Below are 18909 nucleotides of genomic sequence, written 5' to 3'. Positions count from 1 at the left end.
TGAATCGCCACTAATTTACTAGACACCTTTCAGCCATTTAATATGGCAATAAGAGAGGTGAAAATGAGCGGTAAACGTTATCCAGAAGAATTTAAGATCGAAGCGGTCCGTCAGGTAACCGATCGTGGTTACAGTGTCGCCGATGTGGCTGGCCGATTGGATGTCACAACGCATAGTCTTTATGCTTGGCTGAAGAAGTATGGTCCTGATGCCAACAAGCATCGAACTAAAGCAGAAGAACAAGCCGAAATTAACCGACTCAAGAAAGAATTGAAACGCGTCACCGAGGAGCGTGACATTCTAAAAAAAGCGGCGGCGTACTTCGCAAGTCACCCCGAGTGAGGTACGCGTTTATCAAAGCACAAAGCAGCTTGATGCCGGTCAGACGACTCTGCTCATTGCTTAATGTGCATCCCAGTGGGTACTACAACTGGCTAAAAACACCACTTTCCAGACACAAAAAACAAGATCGGCGGTTAACCGGTCTGATCAAACAATTCTGGCTTGAGTCTGGCGCGGTGTATGGCTATCGCAAGATTTACAGTGATATTCGTGAGTATGGTGAACGCTGTGGTATCAACCGGGTACATCGTTTGATGCGCCTTTCGGGGATCAAGGCACAAGTGGGTTATCGTCGGCCCAGACAGCCTGGTGGTGAAGCCCATGTTGTGACACCGAATAAACTGCAACGTCAGTTTAATGTGACACAGCCCAACACCGCGTGGGTCACAGATATTACCCATATCCGAACCCATGAGGGCTGGTTGTATCTGGCCGTTGTCGTGGATTTATATTCCAGAAAAGTTGTTGGCTGGTCAATGCAGTCGCGGATCACCAAAGAACTGGTATTGGATGCATTGTTAATGGCTGTTTGGCGGCGTAATCCGTCCAACACCGTCATGGTGCATTCTGATCAGGGCAGCCAGTACACCAGTCACGATTGGAGCGCGTTTCTAAAGACGCATGGACTGGAAGGTAGCATGAGCCGACGGGGTAATTGTCATGATAATGCCGTTGCTGAAAGCTTTTTCCAGTTACTCAAACGGGAGCGGATACGACGTAAAGTCTATACAAACCGAGATGAAGCCAGACAAGATGTGTTCGATTACATTGAAATGTTTTACAACACCAAACGGCGGCATGGTTTCAATAATCAGTTGTCACCGGTAGAGTTTGAGAATCGATTTTCGAAGCGGCTGATTAGTGTCTAAAGAATTAGTGGCGATTCATGAGTTCTATTATTTAGTAGTTCTCGAGTACGATTGAGCTGATCACCAAAAGCAAAAATAAAGGTATTTTCTGGAAGTTGCGATTCGAAAAAGTCGAAATTTTCATCGTATGTGTTAACACGATATTCATAGGTCATTAAAGCTCACCTAATTGTTGATGAGAAGATAGGATCGCTCTCTGGCTTTGTCGGGATTTGCTTCTGAAAACTCAATCAAAGACATCAGATTTTCAGCCCTTTTAAGTTCTACATATCCTTTCAAACAGAAAAAAGCACAAATCATAAAAACGAGGGTCACAACTACAAAGCTAAGACCAGTTTCCAAGCCATCATTTTCAAATATCCATGGAAAGCTGATAAAAACTATTAGAGTACTAAAGCTAAGGAAGAAATAAGAGCCAACATTAAAACGTTTACGCCATTTCCTATATATTGGCTTTTGAAAATAACCTCGAAATTCTGGCTTATTGGATGAATATGGAAACTCAATCCAATAGTGTGAATCGGCATAAAGTGAAAGGGCTTCAGAAGGTGAGACTAACTTCAAGAGGTAAGATATTTCCCTCCAGGAAATAGGCCTTCCATATTTCGTTTCGATAATTTGTTCAATAAGAAACTTTTGATTGGCGTTCTTATCCGACAAAATTGTTAATAAAAGTTGAATCTCTTCATGTTTAAGCTTTCGGACCGTTTCAGTATCAACTTTAAATTTATAGTAAAGGCGGGATATAAGCATTCCAGCTAAAAGTAATACGCTTGGAACTCCATAACTTTGAGCTATATCTGTAATTGCATTCCATGGCAGCATCCTACTTATCCTTTAATCTATTGAGGCAGCTTGTTTGATGAAGTTAGTTATTTTTTGCATGGGCTCTCTTAGTCTATCAACATTACTGATTATATAGCCCGCTGTAACATCTCTTGGATCTTTATGATTTACTAACCGTTTTAAAGCATAAGCAGGAATATCGATACTTTCTGCAATTGTCAAAAAAGTTCTTCTGAGGTCGTGAAGTTTAAACTCTACGCCTGATAACTCGTAAACTCGAAGTAAAGACTTACGTGGATCTTGTATGTAACCTGTTTTCGAGTCACTTGGAAATACATAATAACCTTGTCTGGATTCGTATCTTCTTCGAAGTAATGATTCTAAAAAATCAGATAAGGGGAGGGTGTGAGCTTCTCCATTCTTTGTTTCTTCAATAGTGAATGTCAGATCTTCAAAATCAATTTGGTGCCATTGTAGCTTTGCTGCTTCCGATCGTCTTAAGCCTGTAAATAACAGGAAATGCAGATAATCTCTGGTTGTTTCATAATTCAATTGAAGTGTGGCTTGATACCAGGCTGAAAGCTGATGTGGTTTAATCAGCGTTTTACGTCTCTCAACTTTATACCATGCTCGAATTTGGCTCAGCCGTTCAACCGGATTAACCAAAATGATCGGATTGCCATTAGCATCTTCAAATTTGTTTTTGGCATGGTTGATAAAGGCTTTTAACACTCTCATAGATCCGTCAGCTCTAGCATGGCTTTTTTTGCCTAACTCTCTATGCCGTTTTTCCACCATATCTTTAGTGATTTCAGCAATGGGTTTTTTCTGCCAGTCAGCAAATGATGTATCTATGTGTCGGGTGTAATCGTGAATAGTGCTTTCACTGAGATCTTTTCGAGTGGCTAAGTAATCTCGAAAGACTTCTATCAAGGTAATGGAACGAGCATTCTTTTCCCGTTTTTCTGAGAGGGGATCTCTGCCTGTGGCGACTTGCCCTAAAATGTTCATCGCTTGGGTACGAGCTTGTTCAACGGTTAAATTACCGTAGCGACCTAGCGTAATGCGTTTAACACGGCCATTAATGCGTTTTTCAACGATGAAGGATTTAGCCCCATTACTGGTAATTCTCAGAGCAAAGCCAGGAATAGAATCGTCTCGATAGAAGCTCTGTGTAGACACTTGGCCAGGTTTTGGAGTGGGTGGAAGCGTCTTGTCTACAAATGATTTTGTGATCCTCATGAGTGTCTACATGAGATGTTTTCATTTAAAAACAATAAGATATGGCTTGTGTATGAAGGTTTTTGCACGTGTTTGAATCCTAGTCTTTGTAAAAAATCCCTATGGGCCCCATGTAGACACTATGTAGACAGTAGCGCTCAAATAATAGCGATTTTATGCAAAAAATGTCAAACTCGATTACATGCGAAAGTTAGATAAGTTAATGATATTAAAAGACTATCAAAGAATTTCAAATTTAGGCCCATAATTCTCATAATCCCTTGGTCCCAGGTTCGAGTCCTGGTGGGCCCACCATATAAATCAAAGCCTTAGTGCTAATTTTAGCGCTGAGGCTTTTTTGTTTTTATTTCATGTAGACAAACTCCGTGTTTTACGTTCGTGAAGAAATTAATGCTTCAATTAGCAGCCTCAGCTATCCGGAGCAAAGGTTTCATCAATCTCGTTGAATTTAGAGAAGCACGTCCATCCATAAGGCTTTAATTTTCTATTTCTTGAGTCGCTACGGATTGGCTGGACAGCTTTTATTTCGAAGCAGATACTTGGAACTGTGTGATTTAAGAACAAAAGTGCTCACTATAAGTTAATGCTTTTTAATCAAAACAAGAGGGATGAGCATGGAGTACAAGGACTATTACAAAATTATGGGCCTGTCTAAAGATGCGTCCCAAGAAGAAATCAAACGTACCTATCGTAAGTTAGCGCGTAAATATCATCCTGATGTCAGTAAAGAAAAAGATGCTGAGGAGAAATTCAAAGAAGTTGGTGAAGCTTACGAGGTCTTAAAAGATCCTGAGAAGCGTGCAGCTTATGATCAATTAAGTGCTGCTGGCTGGCAAGCTGGGCAAACTGGCTTTGAGCCTCCGCCTGACTGGAATGCAGGCTTTGAGTTTCATGGTGGTGGTTCAGGTGGAAATACTTTTGGAGATGCTGATTTCAGTGACTTTTTTGAAAATCTATTTGGACAAGCTGGGGCCAGGCATCAATACAACGCGAGTGGTCATGGACGTTCCGCATATCAAGCTAGGGGACGAGATACTCACGCCAAAGTGTTTATCGACATTGAAGACGCCTACCGAGGCGCTTCCCGGAGTCTCACCATAAAATCGACGGTACTCGATAAAAATGGTCACCCTGAATTAAAAAATCGTACGCTCAATGTCAAAATACCCAAAGGGGTTAAGCAAGGACAGTACATCAGGTTGCAAGGACAAGGCAGTGTTGGCACTGGTGGCGGTTCATCGGGCGATTTATATCTGGAAATAGAATTCAATCCACACTCTCACTATCAAGTAGATGGTTCAGATGTCACGCTGGAATTACCAATTACACCTTGGGAAGCAGCGCTTGGCAGTAAAATAAATCTACCGACACCTGGGGGCAATGTTGAACTCAAGATCCCAGAAGGATCGTCCAGCGGTAAACGGATGCGTCTTAAGGGGAGAGGCATTCCAAGCAAATCTCCTGGTGATTTTTATGTCATTTTAGAAATTGCCATGCCTGAACAATTGAGTGACAAAGAAAAGTCTTTATATCAGGAGCTCAAAAAAGCATCGTCCAATTTCAATCCTCGTTATAAGTTAGGGGGTATAAGATGAATAATGATGTTATTGAATCATATACTGGGATCATTGTAGATGACGGCGAACCGGTGTCATTGATTAAGCTGAGTCACTGTTGTGATTTGTCGGTAGAGGAAATTTTAACAATGGTAGAGTATGGCGTTATCGAGCCATTGAATTTTCAAACAAGTCACATCCGTTGGGAGTTTAATAGTAGTAGTATCGTGCGGGTAAATATTGCCACTCGACTGCAGCGTGACCTTGAGGTGAATTTGGCGGGTGCCGCACTGGCACTTGAACTATTGGATGAGATAAAAACGCTGCGTTCTACTTAAAGTTTAGTCTTAATAGTAATGTGGCATTTCAATTTTTTGGTGCGTTCTTGATGCAGGAAAACTGTAAAACCTGAAATAAAACCACCTACTTTTTAACTTTTTTGAATAGTGATGCTCTGCGGGAATTTTGCGGGGATAAGTTATCAAAAGTTATGCGTTGTGGTGCAAAATACGCAACGAGTGCATCAGTAAAGTTTAATAAAAACATTAGCTTAATGTTGTATTTCAAAACTGATAATCCCATGGTCCCAGGTTCGAGTCCTGGGGGGGGCACCAATTACACTAAGCGGTTAGTCGATTTTCGGTTAACCGCTTTTTTGTCTGCGGGTTTTTTGCATGGGATTAACCGGAAGTTCTCTATGACACTTCGGATAATCTAGCCCTAAAATTATTTGGCTATAATATTACTGTGAAGCAGCCTTTTGACGATATCTGGCATATAAGTGCGGCGGATGGTTATGGCATAAAAGTTTTCGAAAACATTAGGCAAAATTTGATATTCAGCTAGTCGACCACTGCTAATTTCGTCTTTGACAACGACACTAGGTAGGGCTGTAACGGCACCACTATCCCGAACCAATAATCGTAACATTGCCATATCATCGGCTTCTGCAATGATTTCGGGTTTATAACCTAAAGCGGAACAATAAGCATTGAATCCAGAACGGATTTCTGTGATCTCCGTTGGTAAAACCCATTTCAAGGCATCGTAACCATGCGGAAAGCTAGTCTTCGGTTTGTGTTCGGCCGGCCCAATGATTGAAACTGACTGTCGTGAAACCAGTTGATTTTGCCAGATGGCATCATCATTTTGCTCGTTTACCGAACGATTGGTGAGTACCAAGTCAAGTTCGTGACTGGTCAATCCATTAAGCAAGTTTGTCATCCCTCTCGTCGATAAGGTGAAGCTGACATTGGATTCCTTCAGTAAGGGGCTGATAAAAGTTTCGGTAAAGTTTCTCGAGAGAGTCGTTAATACGCCAATGTTGATATGACGCTGTGTGAATGAATCTCCTTTATTCAGGAATGATTGCAGCTCTTCACCTGTGGTAAAAATTTCATCTGCATAGTTCAGTACTTTTCTACCCATATCAGTTAGCACGAGTTGTCTGCCAACTCGGTCAAATAACTGGACATCCATAGTGTTCTCAAGCTGTTTAATTTGTTGCGATAGCGCCGACTGTGAGACATGACATTCATTGGCAGTTTGCGTGATACTGCCTGATAGCGCGATACGCCAAAAATAAAAGAGATGGTGATAGTTAATTTTAGCCATAGTTAAGTTAAACTTATCAATTAATTAATAAATATCTATTTTATTTATGTTATCGCGTTTGACATACTTCCGCCAGCTAAGGAGGTATGTTTATGAATCAATTCTTTTCCATTCTTATTCCGTTGGTTTTAGCGGCAGGGGCCTTGATTGCAGGTAACCCTAGGCTGACTGAAATCAAGCGGCAAATATTATTGCGAGCTATTTCAATTGCTTTAGGTATATCCACAATTCTGGTGGCTATTGCTTTCTTTAGAATTACGGAACAAAACTCAGAATATCTTTTAAGGCTTAATGCCATCAATCTTACCGTGTTGTTTCTGGTCAGCTTCATGGCCATCATTCTTATTAAATTTTCTGAAGGTTATATGCGTTCAGAAAAGCAATCTCATAAGTTCTGGCGCTGGTTATTACTGAGCCTGACATCGGTGTCTGTTGTTGTGCTGAGTAATAATCTGTTGTTGTTATGGTTAGGGTGGGTCTCAATCAGTCTATGTTTCCATCGCTTGCTATTGTTTTATCCTGATAGACCACGTGCTGTTTTTGCTGCACATAAAAAATTCATTCTCGCGCGGCTGGCTGAGGCATGTCTTCTGGGGGCTGTCCTCCTGCTATATTCTCATCATGGTACTTTCCAGCTGAACGTCATACTTGACCATTACCAGGGGTTGGCGACGACATATGAGTTGAGTTTTATTGAAAAGCTGGCCGCTTTTCTGATTGCACAAACCGCCTTAATCAAGTGTGCTCAGCTGCCTCTGCATGGCTGGCTGATACAGGTTGTTGAAGCACCGACGCCTATCAGTGCGCTTTTACATGCCGGTATTATTAATCTGGGTGGTTTTCTGCTTATCAGTTTTGCGCCACTGATGGCACTGGCACCGGTCGCCCAGTGGACGCTAATTATTGTTGCTGGCCTGAGCACGTTGATAAGTGCACTGGTGATGGTGACCAGAATCAGCATCAAAGTCCGGCTTGCCTGGTCTACCTGTGCCCAGATGGGACTGATGCTGATTGAATGCGCGCTGGGTCTTTATGAACTGGCATTACTGCACTTGATTACACACTCACTGTACAAGGCCTATGCTTTCCTGAGCACCGGCGAAGCAGTCCATGACTTTGGTCTCAAGCAGTTGGCACCGCAGAAAAAGGTCAGTTTTGAAAGTGCTGTTATCTGTCTCTCTCTGGCCGTCGCCGTTACGGCCGCTATTCCATTGTTAACAAGCTATGACGGGCCACTCAGTGTCTGGCTGCTGGTCAATACAGCGCTAGCTCTGTATCTGGTTTCGGCGTTTAACCAAAGCAATAAACGGGCTTGGTTACCGGCGCTGGTCATCGCTGCTGGTTTGTTGGGTTTCTATTTGGCTGGGAAGTCTTTGCTCGGGAATATGTTTTCATCATTAACTCACACCAACATGTTCTCAGCCATGGATATCTGGCTGATGATCTTGTTCTTGTGCCTGTTTGCGCTGACCGTGCAGATAAGGCTTTTTCCTCAGGCCAAACAGACACAAACCCTCTATCGCTGGTTATTTTCCGGCTTATATCTGGATGAAATGATGACGCGGCTGACCCTTCAGCTCTGGCCGGTCGTACTGCGTCCCAAAATCAAGCAAAGCAAGACGGAACAACAATCTATAGAGGAGTCATGGGTATGATTGAAGCAAAAGCAGAGTCGGTCAATGAAGCGAGTAGTGAACAACTTTCAGCCATCCACAATGCCTGCGCCCTGATTGCGCCCAGCTGGCCTTTAGATCGTTTCATCGCTGTTAATGCCTTATGGGAATGTCGTCATCATCCCATAGAGTTGGTTTCCGCCAGGCTCGCGGCTCTGGCTGACGTCAAAACGACCTTGTCTGCAGATGAATTACTAACCCGTTATGACAAGGGCGAGATTTCGGACTCATCGCTGACGACAGCGGCAAAAGCCTATAAAACAACAACCGATATCGAATCACTGAAAGCGGGTTTGAAACAGCCCGGGCCTGATGTCTGGCTAAGTATTGCTGAAATTGCAGATTTGAGTCGAGATCACCACAAGATGCGCTGGCAGGATGAAACGGTGCATCAAATCAGTCAGTTTTGTGGCGAATTTATTAATCAACATACAGATAACCTGGAAAGCCTTTATTCCCGCTGGCTTGATTTCACCACGCATGATTACGGAATGTCCTTGCTGATGGGCGAAAAACATCTTCGGGAAGCGTTTTTAGACCTGCCTGGTGATTTTGAAAGCCTGTTTGCAGAAGTTGCGGCTGAATTTGAACTCGGCCCCTACGAACTGGAGCTTTACGCACATATGCTGTTGCTAAGTATCAACGGCTGGGCCAGTTACTTCTCATGGCAGCGTTGGGAAAAGACATTACTGAGACAGGAAAGCCAGTATGTGGAGTCTCTACTTGCCATCAGAATGGCCTGGGATCTTATCGTATGGCGTCAGTTAAAAAATAAAGAGACGAAAACAGACTTTCGTACACTGAAGGCACGATGGGTACAACAGAAGTTCCAAATCAACGAACTCATTGATGAGCATGTAGAGCATCTTCGTTTTTTTTGGGTTTGGATGCATGCAGCGGAACTGGAATACCAGAAAAAGCTGCACAAGATTTTGAAAACTCCAGCACGGCCCGGTCAGGCTACCCCAGTGTTGCAGGCAGCATTCTGCATTGACGTTCGTTCCGAACGTTTCAGAAGATCACTTGAAAATCAGAGTCAGGCAATTCAGACCATCGGCTTTGCCGGATTCTATGGGCTGCCAATCAGTTATCAGCCTGCAGACACACCGACAGTGCGTCCTCAGTTACCCGGTCTGGTTGCACCGGCCATCAAGGTCAGTGAGAAAAAAGCGCGTCAGGATCAGCTTCACAACCTATACACGCTGAGCCACTGGAAGAGTTGGGGCAACTCCTCCGTATCGGCGTTCACCATGGTCGAAACTGTGGGCTGGACATATGCGTTCAAGCTACTTAAGGACAATTTTCTCCGCAAGAAAAAAGAGAACCTGATTGATTCACTCAGTCACCATCATGACTGGGAACTACTGAGCCAGGACCAGCCCCTCAGTCTTGAAGAGAAAACCAGTCTGGTCAGTGGCGTACTGAAAGGCATGGGGCTTACCCGGCAGTTTGCTCCGACCGTACTCTTGCTAGGTCATGGCAGTGAGACGCGCAATAATCTCCATGCCTCGGGTCTCGATTGCGGTGCCTGTGGCGGGCAGACCGGTGAGGTCAATGTGCGAGTACTGGCGAGTCTGCTCAATGACGCGTCAATAAGACAGAAGCTGGTAGAAGAGGGCATTCAGATTCCCAAAAAGACACGTTTTGTTGCCGGTTTGCATAACACAACTACGGATGAAGTGAGTTGCTTCGGGGAAATCGACACTGATATCGAGGCTTGGTTGAAACAGGCTTCCAACGCTACGCGTCGTGAACGCGCAGCGACGATAGAGGCGGGACTGCAGGAGCTTGATGACAAGAAACTGGAGAAAGCGCTGTCAAATCGTGCCAGAGACTGGTCAGAAGTCCGCCCTGAATGGGGACTAGCCAACAACGCCGTGTTTATTGTGGCACCACGTGACAGGACTCGAGCATTGCCACTTGATGGGCGAGCATTCCTGCATGATTACGACTGGCATCAGGATCCGGATGCCGCGTTACTGGAGCAGATCATGACTGCACCGATGGTGGTGACGCACTGGATAAACATGCAATACAACTTGTCCGTGGTTGATAACGACTTCTTCGGTAGTGGTAACAAGCTGCTTCACAATGCAGTGAATCAGCATATCGGGGTTTTTGAGGGGAATGGCGGGGATTTGCGGATTGGCTTGCCTTTCCAGTCAATCCACGACGGGAATGAATGGCGTCATCAACCACTCAGACTCTGCGTTTACATTGCTGCTCCAAAAGCGGCGATAGAAAACGTTATCGCCTCACATGAAACAGTTCGACAGCTAGTGGATAACAACTGGTTATTTCTGTTTTGCTGGAATGATGACAACAGCATTGAACGTTATCGTCCCGATTACTGGGAGCTGGTGTAATGAAAACACTCAACCACCTACAGCAACTGGAAGCCGAAAGCATTCATATCATGCGTGAAGTGGCTGCTGGTTTTGAAAACCCCTGCATGTTTTATTCAATCGGTAAGGATTCAACTGTCATGCTGCACCTCGCCCGTAAAGCATTTGCACCCGGCAAAGTACCATTTACGCTGTTACATATTGATACGACCTGGGAATTCGCTGAAATGGCCAGTTTCCGTGATCGACTGATTGATAAGCATGATCTGGATCTCATCGTGCATATCAATGAGGCTGCTTTGGCCGAAGGTGTTCATCCGATTGCCTCTGGTTCTGTGATCTATAATGATTTGATGAAAACGGTCGCCCTCAAGCAGGCACTGGATAAGCATGGTTTTGATGCAGCACTAGGCGGAGCTCGCCGTGATGAAGAGCGCTCCAGAGCTAAAGAAAGAATCTTCTCAATCAGAAACACTTCACATCGGTGGGATCCGAAATCGCAGCGTCCCGAGCTCTGGAACATTTACAACACCAGGATCAATTCCAAAGAAACGGTACGGGTTTTCCCCTTATCTAACTGGACTGAGCTGGATATCTGGATGTACATCTTCAAAGAAAACATCGATATCGTTCCACTCTATTTCGCCAAACCCAGACTTTCATGGGTGGATGAGGGAACCGGCCAGATTCTGGGACTTGATGATCAACGTGTCTTGCCTTATCTCACGGACTCAGAAAAAGCCAGCATAGAAGAACGCTGGATACGCTTCCGAACGCTCGGTTGTTACCCCCAGACCGGGGCGGTTGAAAGTCGGTCTGAAACAGTGGGCGATATCATTATTGAAATGATGAACTCACGAACCAGTGAGCGGCAGGGCAGAATGCTGGATAAAGATCAGGCCAACTCTATGGAGAGAAAAAAGCAGGAGGGTTATTTTTGAAAACGGTAGCTCTTCTAACCAAACATCGTAAATCTCAACAACTGGCACCGGTTTTGTATGAGATTGGTATCGAACTGGTAGAAATCGACTTTTTTGATACCGATCAGCTTGGCACTTTCTCTGGGGAAATACCCAGAAAATTATCTCCCAGAGAATGTGCCTTAGTAAAAGCCAAAAAAGCAGTAGAACTGAGTGGTATTAACGTTGGACTCGGTAGCGAAGGCAGCTTTGGTGGTGGTCCGCTGGAGGGCTTTATGAGCTGGAATCAGGAAATAATTTGCCTGTTTCAGAAAGAACCAGAACTGATAATTTTTGCCCAAGCTGAGGGGCCGACACCACTTAGGGAGCTAACTGCAGAGTCATTAGAAGATTTGAAACAAAAATTGGCTGACTTTGAGAGACAGAAATGGATACTTACCTGCCCGGATGGCATTTTGAAAGGACTCTCAGACACCGAAGTTATTGCTATACATCAAACACCCTATACAGAATGGCCTGTTTATCTGACACCTGATCTCAGAGCAATGAATTCTCCACTCAGACAGATTATGCTGCAAAAAGCTGCTTTAAACCTCGCAGAGCGGCTACAGAGTAAATGTCCGAATTGTGCAGAAATGGATTTTTGGCCTGACGTTAGAGAATTTGGACCGACTTGTGCGTTATGCGGCCAGCCTACCAATGAAGTCAAGGCGCTGGTGAGTTGTTGCAAATCATGTGGTTACAGTGAGTCAGAGCTTAAAAATTTAAATGGAAATCCAGCCTGCTGTAATTACTGTAATCCATAGCAAGAAGAGTCAAATTTATGGTGTTATTTCACTAATAGACCACAACACTGTTACTTATTACGAGAGGTTTTGGGAAAACCCACCTTAAAACAGGATTCCAGAAGCTTTATTCTCAAGTTCATAATCCCTTGTTAGTCCCAGCTTCGAGTTCTGGTGGGATATTCATATGGCCAGGCTGGCAAGTGTAGGATTGAGTCGCACCAAAACAGATTTGGATAAATTCCTCGGCGTCGAGTGAAGCGCCACCGATAAGGCCGCCGTCAACATCTGCTTGGCAGAAGATTGCCGCAGCATTATGGGCTTTGACGCTACCACCATAAATAATTCGAACAGTTTCACTGCTGGCCTGGTCATGTTTGGCAATTCGCTGACGCATAAAGCTGTGTACACTCTGAGCCCATTCCGGTGTAGCAGATTTGCCGGAGCCGATAGCCCATACAGGTTCATAGGCCAGCACTACATTGGCTAATGCTTTTGGCCCTTTATGAGCAATTAAAATATCCAGTAAGCGAGCAATCACTTCCTCCGTCTTGCCTGATTCATAGTCATCTTCTGTTTCGCCGATGCAGATAATTGGAGTGAGATCATTGTTGATTGCCTGGGCATATTTTTCAGCGACAATTTGATCTAAAACATACTGATCGAGTTCCAGCTTTTCATACAGGCAACGACGTTCTGAGTGGCCAATTAAAACGTAGTGACAGCCAAAGCCTTTAATCATCGAAGCCGAAATCTCACCGGTATAAGGTCCTTCATCATAGGCAGAGACATTTTGGGTGCCCCATTGAAGTCTGGAACCGGACAGCACTTCCTGTGCTTCTCTGAGATACACTGATGGCGGAAACAGAGCGATATCTATTGGTAGGGCGTTTTCACTGCTGGACAGGATGCTGTCAAGCATATGGGCGCTGTGTAAAATATTCTGGAGTAATGTTCGTGGGCTTTCGGTTGGATTGTTCATTTTCCAATTTCCGGCCACCAATGGTTTACGCATAATGTTTACACCTTAGATAAAACGGTTTGGATCACTGGTACTGTTTACGCTTGCTGATGGTAATCAACCACCCGTTCAACTTCATTTTTTGAGCCGAGAATGACCGGTATACGTTGATGAATACTCTCAGGCTGAATATCCAGAATGCGTTGTCGGCCAGTGGAGCAAAGACCTCCGGCCTGCTCAATAATAAAGCCGATTGGATTGGCTTCGTACATCAAACGCAACTTGCCACCTTTGTCTGGCTCACGCTGATCAAGTGGGTAAAGGAAGATGCCGCCTCGGGTCAGAATTCGATACGCTTCAGCGACCATAGAAGCGACCCAGCGCATATTAAAATCCTTGCCGCGAGGGCCTTGTCTGCCTCGCATGCATTCATCAATGTAACGTTGCACAGGCGCTTCCCAGAAACGCTGATTGGACATATTGATGGCAAATTCCTGCGAATCTTCGGGAATGGTCATATTGCGATGGGTCAGCACAAACTCCCCGATATCCGGATCCAAAGTAAAGCCATTAACACCATGCCCTGTGGTGAGAATCATCAAGGTTGAAGGACCATATAAAACAAACCCCGCACAAACCTGATGGTTGCCTGGTTGCAGAAAATCTTCCAGGCTGGCATTACGACCTTCGCGGCCCTTTAATATTGAAAAGATAGTGCCTACGGTCAGGTTGATATCAATATTTGATGAACCATCCAATGGGTCAAACAGAGCGAGATATTTTCCCTTGGGGAAGTGCCCAGGTATGACAATCGGCTCATCGATTTCTTCAGAGACCATGCCACTAAGATGGCCGGTCCACTCCAGAGCATCAACCATGATGTCGTTGGTAATAATATCCAACTGCTTTTGGGTTTCACCTTGCACATTTTCACTTTCGGCACTGCCAAGCTGACCCGTCATTGCACCACGACTGACGGCATGAGTAATACGCTTGCAAGCACTGGCAATATCACTAAGCAGCATGGTGAAATCGCCAGATGCGTTGGGGATGCTGCGTTGTTGCTCAATAATAAATTGGGTCAAGCTGATATGTGGCTTCATGGTTGTTATCCTTAAAAAACGGTTACGCCATTTACTGCCAATGCCAAAAAAGGCAGAGATTTGTTACGGAGATAAATCAGAGATCTTTGGGGGAAAGCTCTCCTGAGGCATAACGTTTCACCATTTTTTCCAGTGAAATCACTTTGATTTTGCTGGCATGTCCTGCACTACCGAAAGCTTCATAACGGGATTGGCAGATCGCCTGCATTGCTGTGGTAGCGGCTTTATAGAATTTACGTGGATCAAAATCGCTGGCATGTTCCGGCTGACCCAGATATTGACGAATTGCACCGGTGGTAGCCATACGTAAATCGGTATCAATATTGACTTTGCGTACGCCAAATTTAATACCGGAGACGATCTCGTCAACCGGCACACCATAGGTTTGAGCAATATCACCACCGTAATTGTTAATGATTTGCAGCCAATCCTGTGGTACCGAGCTGGAGCCATGCATGACAAAGTGGGTATTTGGCAAACGTTGTTGCAACTTTTGCAGATGACTGATGGCTAACACATCAGCAGTCGGTGGCTTACTGAATTTATAGGCGCCATGGCTGGTACCAATGGCCACAGCCAGCGCGTCGACATGGGTCTGTCTGATAAATTCAACCGCTTCATCAGGATCAGTTAATAACTGACTGTGATCCAGCTTGTCATCCGAACCATGTCCGTCTTCTTCACCCATCATGCCGGTTTCCAGTGAGCCCAGACAGCCTAGTTCGCCTTCTACAGAAACTCCACAGGCATGGGCCATTTCGACCACTTTACGGGTGACGTCGACGTTATAGTCAAAAGATGAAGGTGTTTTCATATCGCTCATCAAAGAGCCATCCATCATCACTGAGCTAAAGCCGGATTGGATAGAGCGTGCACAGACCGCAGGCTCGGCTCCATGATCCTGATGCATCACAACAGGTAAATGTGGATATTGTTCTATCGCAGCTAGAATCAAATGGCGGAGAAATGGTTCACCGGCATAAGAACGTGAACCGGCCGATCCCTGCAGAATAACAGGACTGTCTACGGCGTCAGCTGCCTGCATAATAGCCTGGACCTGCTCCATGTTACTGACATTGAAAGCCGGAATCGCGAACTGTTGTTCAGCAGCATAATCCAGCAGTTGTCGCATTGATATTAACGCCATAAGCCTACCTTTTTATCTTTGCAAATCAGAGGTTTTTTGAAGCAGGATTGGCGCTGAAACTGATTTAAGCCAAAATCACGCCCTTGCCTGAATAAAAACCATAGGCAGTTTAGGCATATTTTTTGGATAAAAAGAAGTTAGATATTTTTATGAAGCGTATAAGAAAAAATTATGTTTAGGTGCAAAGACTAGCGATCGGATAATAGCTGAATACTGTCCTGGGCATTCATTGATTGCGCCAGACTCATTGCCGTCATACCTTCGGCAGATTTTAAATCAGCATTAGCGCCATGAGAGAGTAATAACTCCATGATTGCTGTTTGGTTAAACATAGCCGCAAACATCAGTGGTGTTTTTCCATCAGGAGTGGTGGCATTAACGTCCGCACCATGCTCTATCAATATTTGAGCAATATCTACATAACCTTTAAAAGCTACTCCAGCCAGCGGTGTTTGGTGGCGTAAATTCGCAAGTTCAGGATCCGCACCATGTTGCAGTAACAGTCGGGTCATTGCTTCGTGACCATTATAGGTCGCCAGCATTAACAGACTGTTGCCATTGCTGTCGCGAATATTGGGGGCCAGTCCCAGTTCCAGCGGTTTTTCTAATGCTTCAGTATTACCATGTCGTGCCAGTTCAAACAGCTGTTGCGCAAGTTCAAGTGTTTCATCATCTAGCGAAGGTTTTTGATTATCTTCGGGTTTATCCACGTGTTTATCCTTATCGATTTCTATCTGATAAAAATCTGGCAGAGTTGAGCCGACCTGTAGCTAACAACGTAATCGTCCGGATTTTAATTAAACACAGGTTAATGTGGATCAGTGAAGTGTGTCTATACTGATTGCTGGTGCAATTTATCGACGAACCAAAATAAAGGAAATCAATATGGCTTTTACCGCGACCGATCCAATCAAAATTCTGTTCGCTATTTTACTGCCGCCGTTAGGGGTGTTCCTGGAAGTTGGTTTTAAAGGACATTTTTGGTTAAGTATTTTGTTGACATTGCTCGGATTCATTCCAGGCATTATTCATGCGTTATATGTGATTTTGAAACATTAAAATTGCGATAAAAAAGCCCTGCGGAACGTTATGTCAGCAGGGCTTTTTTCTTTTAACTTAACTAAGTAGATTAGTTGAAAAAGCAGGTAAAACTAGTAGTTTTTATTTTCTTCTGCTGATTCTTCGACTGCACCACCGGCAGCCTCTACATCTTCGCCTATGCCTCCAATCGTGTTGCAAGCAGCAAGTCCAAAGATAAAAAACAAAGATAAAAATACAGCTGTAATTTTCATGTTAATTCCTTAGAAAAATGAATGTGTAAAAAGAATTAGGGAAACCCAATCTTTAAGACCAGAGCAAGCAAGCTGACCGAATTGCCTGGTAAATTTTTACCGTCAATTAAGCCGCCTACTCTGTTTGGAGCTACATTTTGTTATTGTATTTTTTCTTCACCCAGATGCTATTTATGCCGATAATGTGGCTAACAGTCAATCCAAAAGAAACGATTATTAATTGGTGTCGTGTTTATTGGTTTGAAGAAATTGAATTCATAAGCTTTTTTTTCTGTTAAATATAGTCATCTCGAAAAAAATGTGACAGAGTTCACATTGTATTGGCGGAATCTTTTTGAATAAACCATGAATCTGACCATTTTGTGATTCATGTGATTTAGAGCAATCTCGTCTTTTATAGTGTTTAAATCAAACGTTAGACTTCTTTATAACGGCTGTAACCAATGGATGGTTCTGAGAGATATGGTGCCTAAAAAAATAGTTTTAGCTTTATTATCATTCACTCTGCTTTTTAGCTCGACAGGGTATGCTCAAAGTGTGGGTGTGGTAAAAACACTGCTGGGTGATGTGCAGTTAATTCGTGCCGGTGAATTTGTTAAAGTTGGCTTGGGAGATGAAGTCTTTATTGATGATGCATTGCATACCGATAACAATAGCAGTGTAGGGATTTTGTTTAACGACAATACCCGTATCGGTGCTGGCCCCAACACCCGTTTTTCGATTGACAGTTATCATTTTGATAATCAATCACAACAAGGACAGGCAGATTTATCTATTGTTAATGGAACGCTGGCATTAGTTGGTGGCCAATTGACTGCCAAAAGACTGGATGCAGTAAAAGTCCATACACCAACGACGACGCTGACGGCTTCATGTTCAACATTATCAGTAAAAGTCGATCCACTTACTAAAGAAGCGCCATGATGCTGACACATATATTCCGAATGATATCTTTTTTGTTACTTCCCGTATTCATCACCGGATGTAGCGGTTACAGCAGTGCTGTCAATTCATTTGGTCCGGAAACACCTACTTCCGAAATGCGAGAAGAGATCGAAGCACCTATGGTGCTGACAGAGGGCGAATCACCGTTTTGTGCCAAACCGCCGGTAGAAGCAGATCCTGAAATGGAACCTGCGATGGCCGCTTTACCTGCAGAACCTTATCGCGCCCGTCTGTATTTCATCTTTGATACCAGCACGTTTACTCCAGAATCAGAAACAGAGGCTCAAAAAGTCTTTGATGAAATAAAAGCGAGACAAATTGCTGAAGCGATTGTTATCGGACATACTGATACTATGGGGTCTGAACAATATAATATTGGCTTGTCAGAACGTCGCGCACAGAGGGGTCGCCAGGAACTTATACGACGTGGCATTCCGGAAAATATCATTACAACCAAAGGTATGGGCGAATCGGAGCTGTTAATTGAGACTGCCGATGAAGTTGCTGAAGCAAGAAATCGACGTGTTGAAATAGACGTTCGCTGATGGAGTGTTGGATAGATGAACAGAAAAATTAAAGTACTCGCGCTTAGCACCACTTTGTTGACAGGTGTAACGGCTTTTTCTCCGACAATTCTGGCGCAAACGCTGGTTCAGGCCGTCGAGCAGACCATTCAAAGCAACCCTGAAATTCTGGCCGAAGCATATCGTCGATTGAGTGTGAATAAAACAATTGACCAAGCGCGTGCAGGTTACGCTCCAAAAGTTGACCTGAATTTGGGATATGGGCGTGAATATACCAAGAATCCCGCTACACGCCCCGGCAGCGAGACGCTGACGCGAGGCGAGGCCAGCATTACCGCAAAACAAATGTTATATGATGGCTTTTATACCAAAAGTGAGGTCGATCGTACTTCCGCCGCTGCCGACTCTGCCGGGTATGCCGTAACGGATATTTCTGAACGCACCAGCTTGCAGGCAATTGAAGCTTATCTTGATGTTCTGCGTCGACAGGATCTTTTGGAACTGACCCAAACCAATCTGCAATCGCATGAAACGATTTTTTCTCAGATCCAGCAACGGGCTGAGAGCGGGGTAGGCCGTCAGGCCGATGTTGAACAGGCCCAGGCACGTTTATCTTTGGCAAAGTCAAATCTTGAATCACAACTTGGCAATATCGAAGATGCCCGAACCAATTTTCAACGGGTTGTTGGAACAATGCCGGAAGATCTGAGTAACCCCGGTGATGATTGCTGCGACAAAGCACCTGCCACGCTGGATGATGCGATAAACATTGCCTACTACCAGCATCCAATGCTACGCAGCGCAC

19 protein-coding genes are annotated in these 18909 nt (G+C 44.3%); 11 read left to right on the top strand and 8 right to left on the bottom strand.

Translation table 11 applies throughout. The features are described from left to right. Nucleotides 1-63: 63 nt before the first annotated feature. Nucleotides 64-1211 (top strand): IS3 family transposase gene (locus B3182_RS00445; protein ID WP_292747137.1). Its coding sequence is split into 2 segments (ribosomal slippage): nucleotides 64-313 and nucleotides 313-1211, totalling 1149 coding nucleotides; the frame shifts between segments, so codons are not numbered across the junction. Nucleotides 1212-1376: 165 nt separating this feature from the next. Here B3182_RS00445 and B3182_RS00440 read toward each other — a convergent pair. Continuing rightward, complete coding sequence (locus B3182_RS00440; protein WP_292354237.1) at nucleotides 1377-2036, bottom strand: hypothetical protein; 660 nt, start codon at nucleotides 2034-2036, stop codon at nucleotides 1377-1379. Nucleotides 2037-2048: 12 nt separating this feature from the next. Continuing rightward, nucleotides 2049-3239, bottom strand: coding sequence for a tyrosine-type recombinase/integrase (locus B3182_RS00435; protein ID WP_292354238.1), 1191 nt, complete (start codon nucleotides 3237-3239; stop codon nucleotides 2049-2051). A 614-nt stretch (nucleotides 3240-3853) separates the two neighbouring features. Between B3182_RS00435 and B3182_RS00430 the strand changes: the two genes are divergently transcribed. Continuing rightward, entirely contained in the window at nucleotides 3854-4834 is a 981-nt protein-coding gene (locus tag B3182_RS00430) for a DnaJ C-terminal domain-containing protein (RefSeq protein WP_292354240.1), read from the top strand. Then, a complete protein-coding gene (locus B3182_RS00425; protein WP_292354242.1) occupies nucleotides 4831-5133 on the top strand; it encodes a chaperone modulator CbpM in 303 nt (100 codons plus the stop codon). The genes B3182_RS00430 and B3182_RS00425 overlap by 4 nt, the downstream gene beginning before the upstream one ends. A gap of 388 nt (nucleotides 5134-5521) precedes the next feature. On the opposite strand, the gene B3182_RS00420 is transcribed toward B3182_RS00425, so the two are convergent. Beyond that, nucleotides 5522-6409, bottom strand: coding sequence for a LysR family transcriptional regulator (locus B3182_RS00420; RefSeq protein ID WP_292354244.1), 888 nt, complete (start codon nucleotides 6407-6409; stop codon nucleotides 5522-5524). A 92-nt stretch (nucleotides 6410-6501) separates the two neighbouring features. Here B3182_RS00420 and B3182_RS00415 point away from each other — a divergent pair, with 92 nt between their 5' ends. From B3182_RS00415 to B3182_RS00400, 4 genes are read left to right on the top strand one after another with little or no spacing between them, the layout of a single operon-like run. Further along, the gene (locus B3182_RS00415) at nucleotides 6502-8064 is read left to right on the top strand and encodes an NADH-quinone oxidoreductase subunit L (protein ID WP_292354246.1); all 1563 of its coding nucleotides are present in this window, start codon (nucleotides 6502-6504) and stop codon (nucleotides 8062-8064) included. Further along, nucleotides 8061-10448 carry a YbcC family protein gene (locus B3182_RS00410; RefSeq protein ID WP_292354248.1) on the top strand — a complete coding sequence of 796 codons (2388 nt, stop codon included), beginning with the start codon at nucleotides 8061-8063 and terminating at the stop codon, nucleotides 10446-10448. The genes B3182_RS00415 and B3182_RS00410 overlap by 4 nt, the downstream gene beginning before the upstream one ends. Continuing rightward, nucleotides 10448-11368 carry a sulfate adenylyltransferase subunit CysD gene (cysD, locus tag B3182_RS00405; protein WP_292354250.1) on the top strand — a complete coding sequence of 307 codons (921 nt, stop codon included), beginning with the start codon at nucleotides 10448-10450 and terminating at the stop codon, nucleotides 11366-11368. The genes B3182_RS00410 and cysD overlap by 1 nt, the downstream gene beginning before the upstream one ends. After that, complete coding sequence (locus B3182_RS00400) at nucleotides 11365-12153, top strand: DUF6671 family protein (RefSeq protein WP_292354251.1); 789 nt, start codon at nucleotides 11365-11367, stop codon at nucleotides 12151-12153. Before cysD ends, B3182_RS00400 begins: the two co-directional genes overlap by 4 nt. Before the next feature lie 118 nt (nucleotides 12154-12271). Here the strand turns inward: B3182_RS00400 and tpiA are convergent, their stop codons facing one another. From tpiA to B3182_RS00380, 4 genes are all read right to left on the bottom strand, one after another. Continuing rightward, nucleotides 12272-13147, bottom strand: coding sequence for a triose-phosphate isomerase (gene tpiA / locus B3182_RS00395; RefSeq protein ID WP_292354253.1), 876 nt, complete (start codon nucleotides 13145-13147; stop codon nucleotides 12272-12274). Between the two features lie 44 nt (nucleotides 13148-13191). Beyond that, the gene (locus tag B3182_RS00390) at nucleotides 13192-14196 is read right to left on the bottom strand and encodes a class 1 fructose-bisphosphatase (protein WP_292354255.1); all 1005 of its coding nucleotides are present in this window, start codon (nucleotides 14194-14196) and stop codon (nucleotides 13192-13194) included. A gap of 76 nt (nucleotides 14197-14272) precedes the next feature. After that, complete coding sequence (gene fba / locus B3182_RS00385; protein WP_292354257.1) at nucleotides 14273-15343, bottom strand: class II fructose-bisphosphate aldolase; 1071 nt, start codon at nucleotides 15341-15343, stop codon at nucleotides 14273-14275. 188 nt (nucleotides 15344-15531) lie between these two features. Then, the gene (locus tag B3182_RS00380) at nucleotides 15532-16053 is read right to left on the bottom strand and encodes an ankyrin repeat domain-containing protein (protein ID WP_292354259.1); all 522 of its coding nucleotides are present in this window, start codon (nucleotides 16051-16053) and stop codon (nucleotides 15532-15534) included. A 175-nt stretch (nucleotides 16054-16228) separates the two neighbouring features. On the opposite strand from B3182_RS00380, the gene B3182_RS00375 reads away from it, so the two are divergent. Then, nucleotides 16229-16402, top strand: coding sequence for a YqaE/Pmp3 family membrane protein (locus tag B3182_RS00375; RefSeq protein ID WP_014705602.1), 174 nt, complete (start codon nucleotides 16229-16231; stop codon nucleotides 16400-16402). A gap of 92 nt (nucleotides 16403-16494) precedes the next feature. On the opposite strand, the gene B3182_RS00370 is transcribed toward B3182_RS00375, so the two are convergent. Then, nucleotides 16495-16635 carry an entericidin A/B family lipoprotein gene (locus B3182_RS00370; protein ID WP_292354261.1) on the bottom strand — a complete coding sequence of 47 codons (141 nt, stop codon included), beginning with the start codon at nucleotides 16633-16635 and terminating at the stop codon, nucleotides 16495-16497. A 462-nt stretch (nucleotides 16636-17097) separates the two neighbouring features. Here B3182_RS00370 and B3182_RS00365 point away from each other — a divergent pair, with 462 nt between their 5' ends. From B3182_RS00365 to B3182_RS00355, 3 genes are all read left to right on the top strand, one after another. Beyond that, nucleotides 17098-17559: a FecR domain-containing protein gene (locus B3182_RS00365; protein ID WP_292354263.1), complete on the top strand. Its 462-nt coding sequence runs from the start codon at nucleotides 17098-17100 to the stop codon at nucleotides 17557-17559. Continuing rightward, nucleotides 17556-18125 (top strand): OmpA family protein, encoded by a 570-nt coding sequence (locus B3182_RS00360; RefSeq protein WP_292751109.1) that lies wholly within the window; start codon nucleotides 17556-17558, stop codon nucleotides 18123-18125. The genes B3182_RS00365 and B3182_RS00360 overlap by 4 nt, the downstream gene beginning before the upstream one ends. A gap of 15 nt (nucleotides 18126-18140) precedes the next feature. Next, the coding region (locus tag B3182_RS00355) for a TolC family protein (protein WP_292751106.1) at nucleotides 18141-18909 on the top strand (769 nt) is incomplete at its 3' end.

The organism is Methylophaga sp. UBA4204, assembly GCF_002379485.1.
GTDB lineage: Bacteria > Pseudomonadota > Gammaproteobacteria > Nitrosococcales > Methylophagaceae > Methylophaga.
Note: the sequence above shows the minus strand (reverse complement) of the source record. Positions and strands in the feature narration are given on the sequence as shown.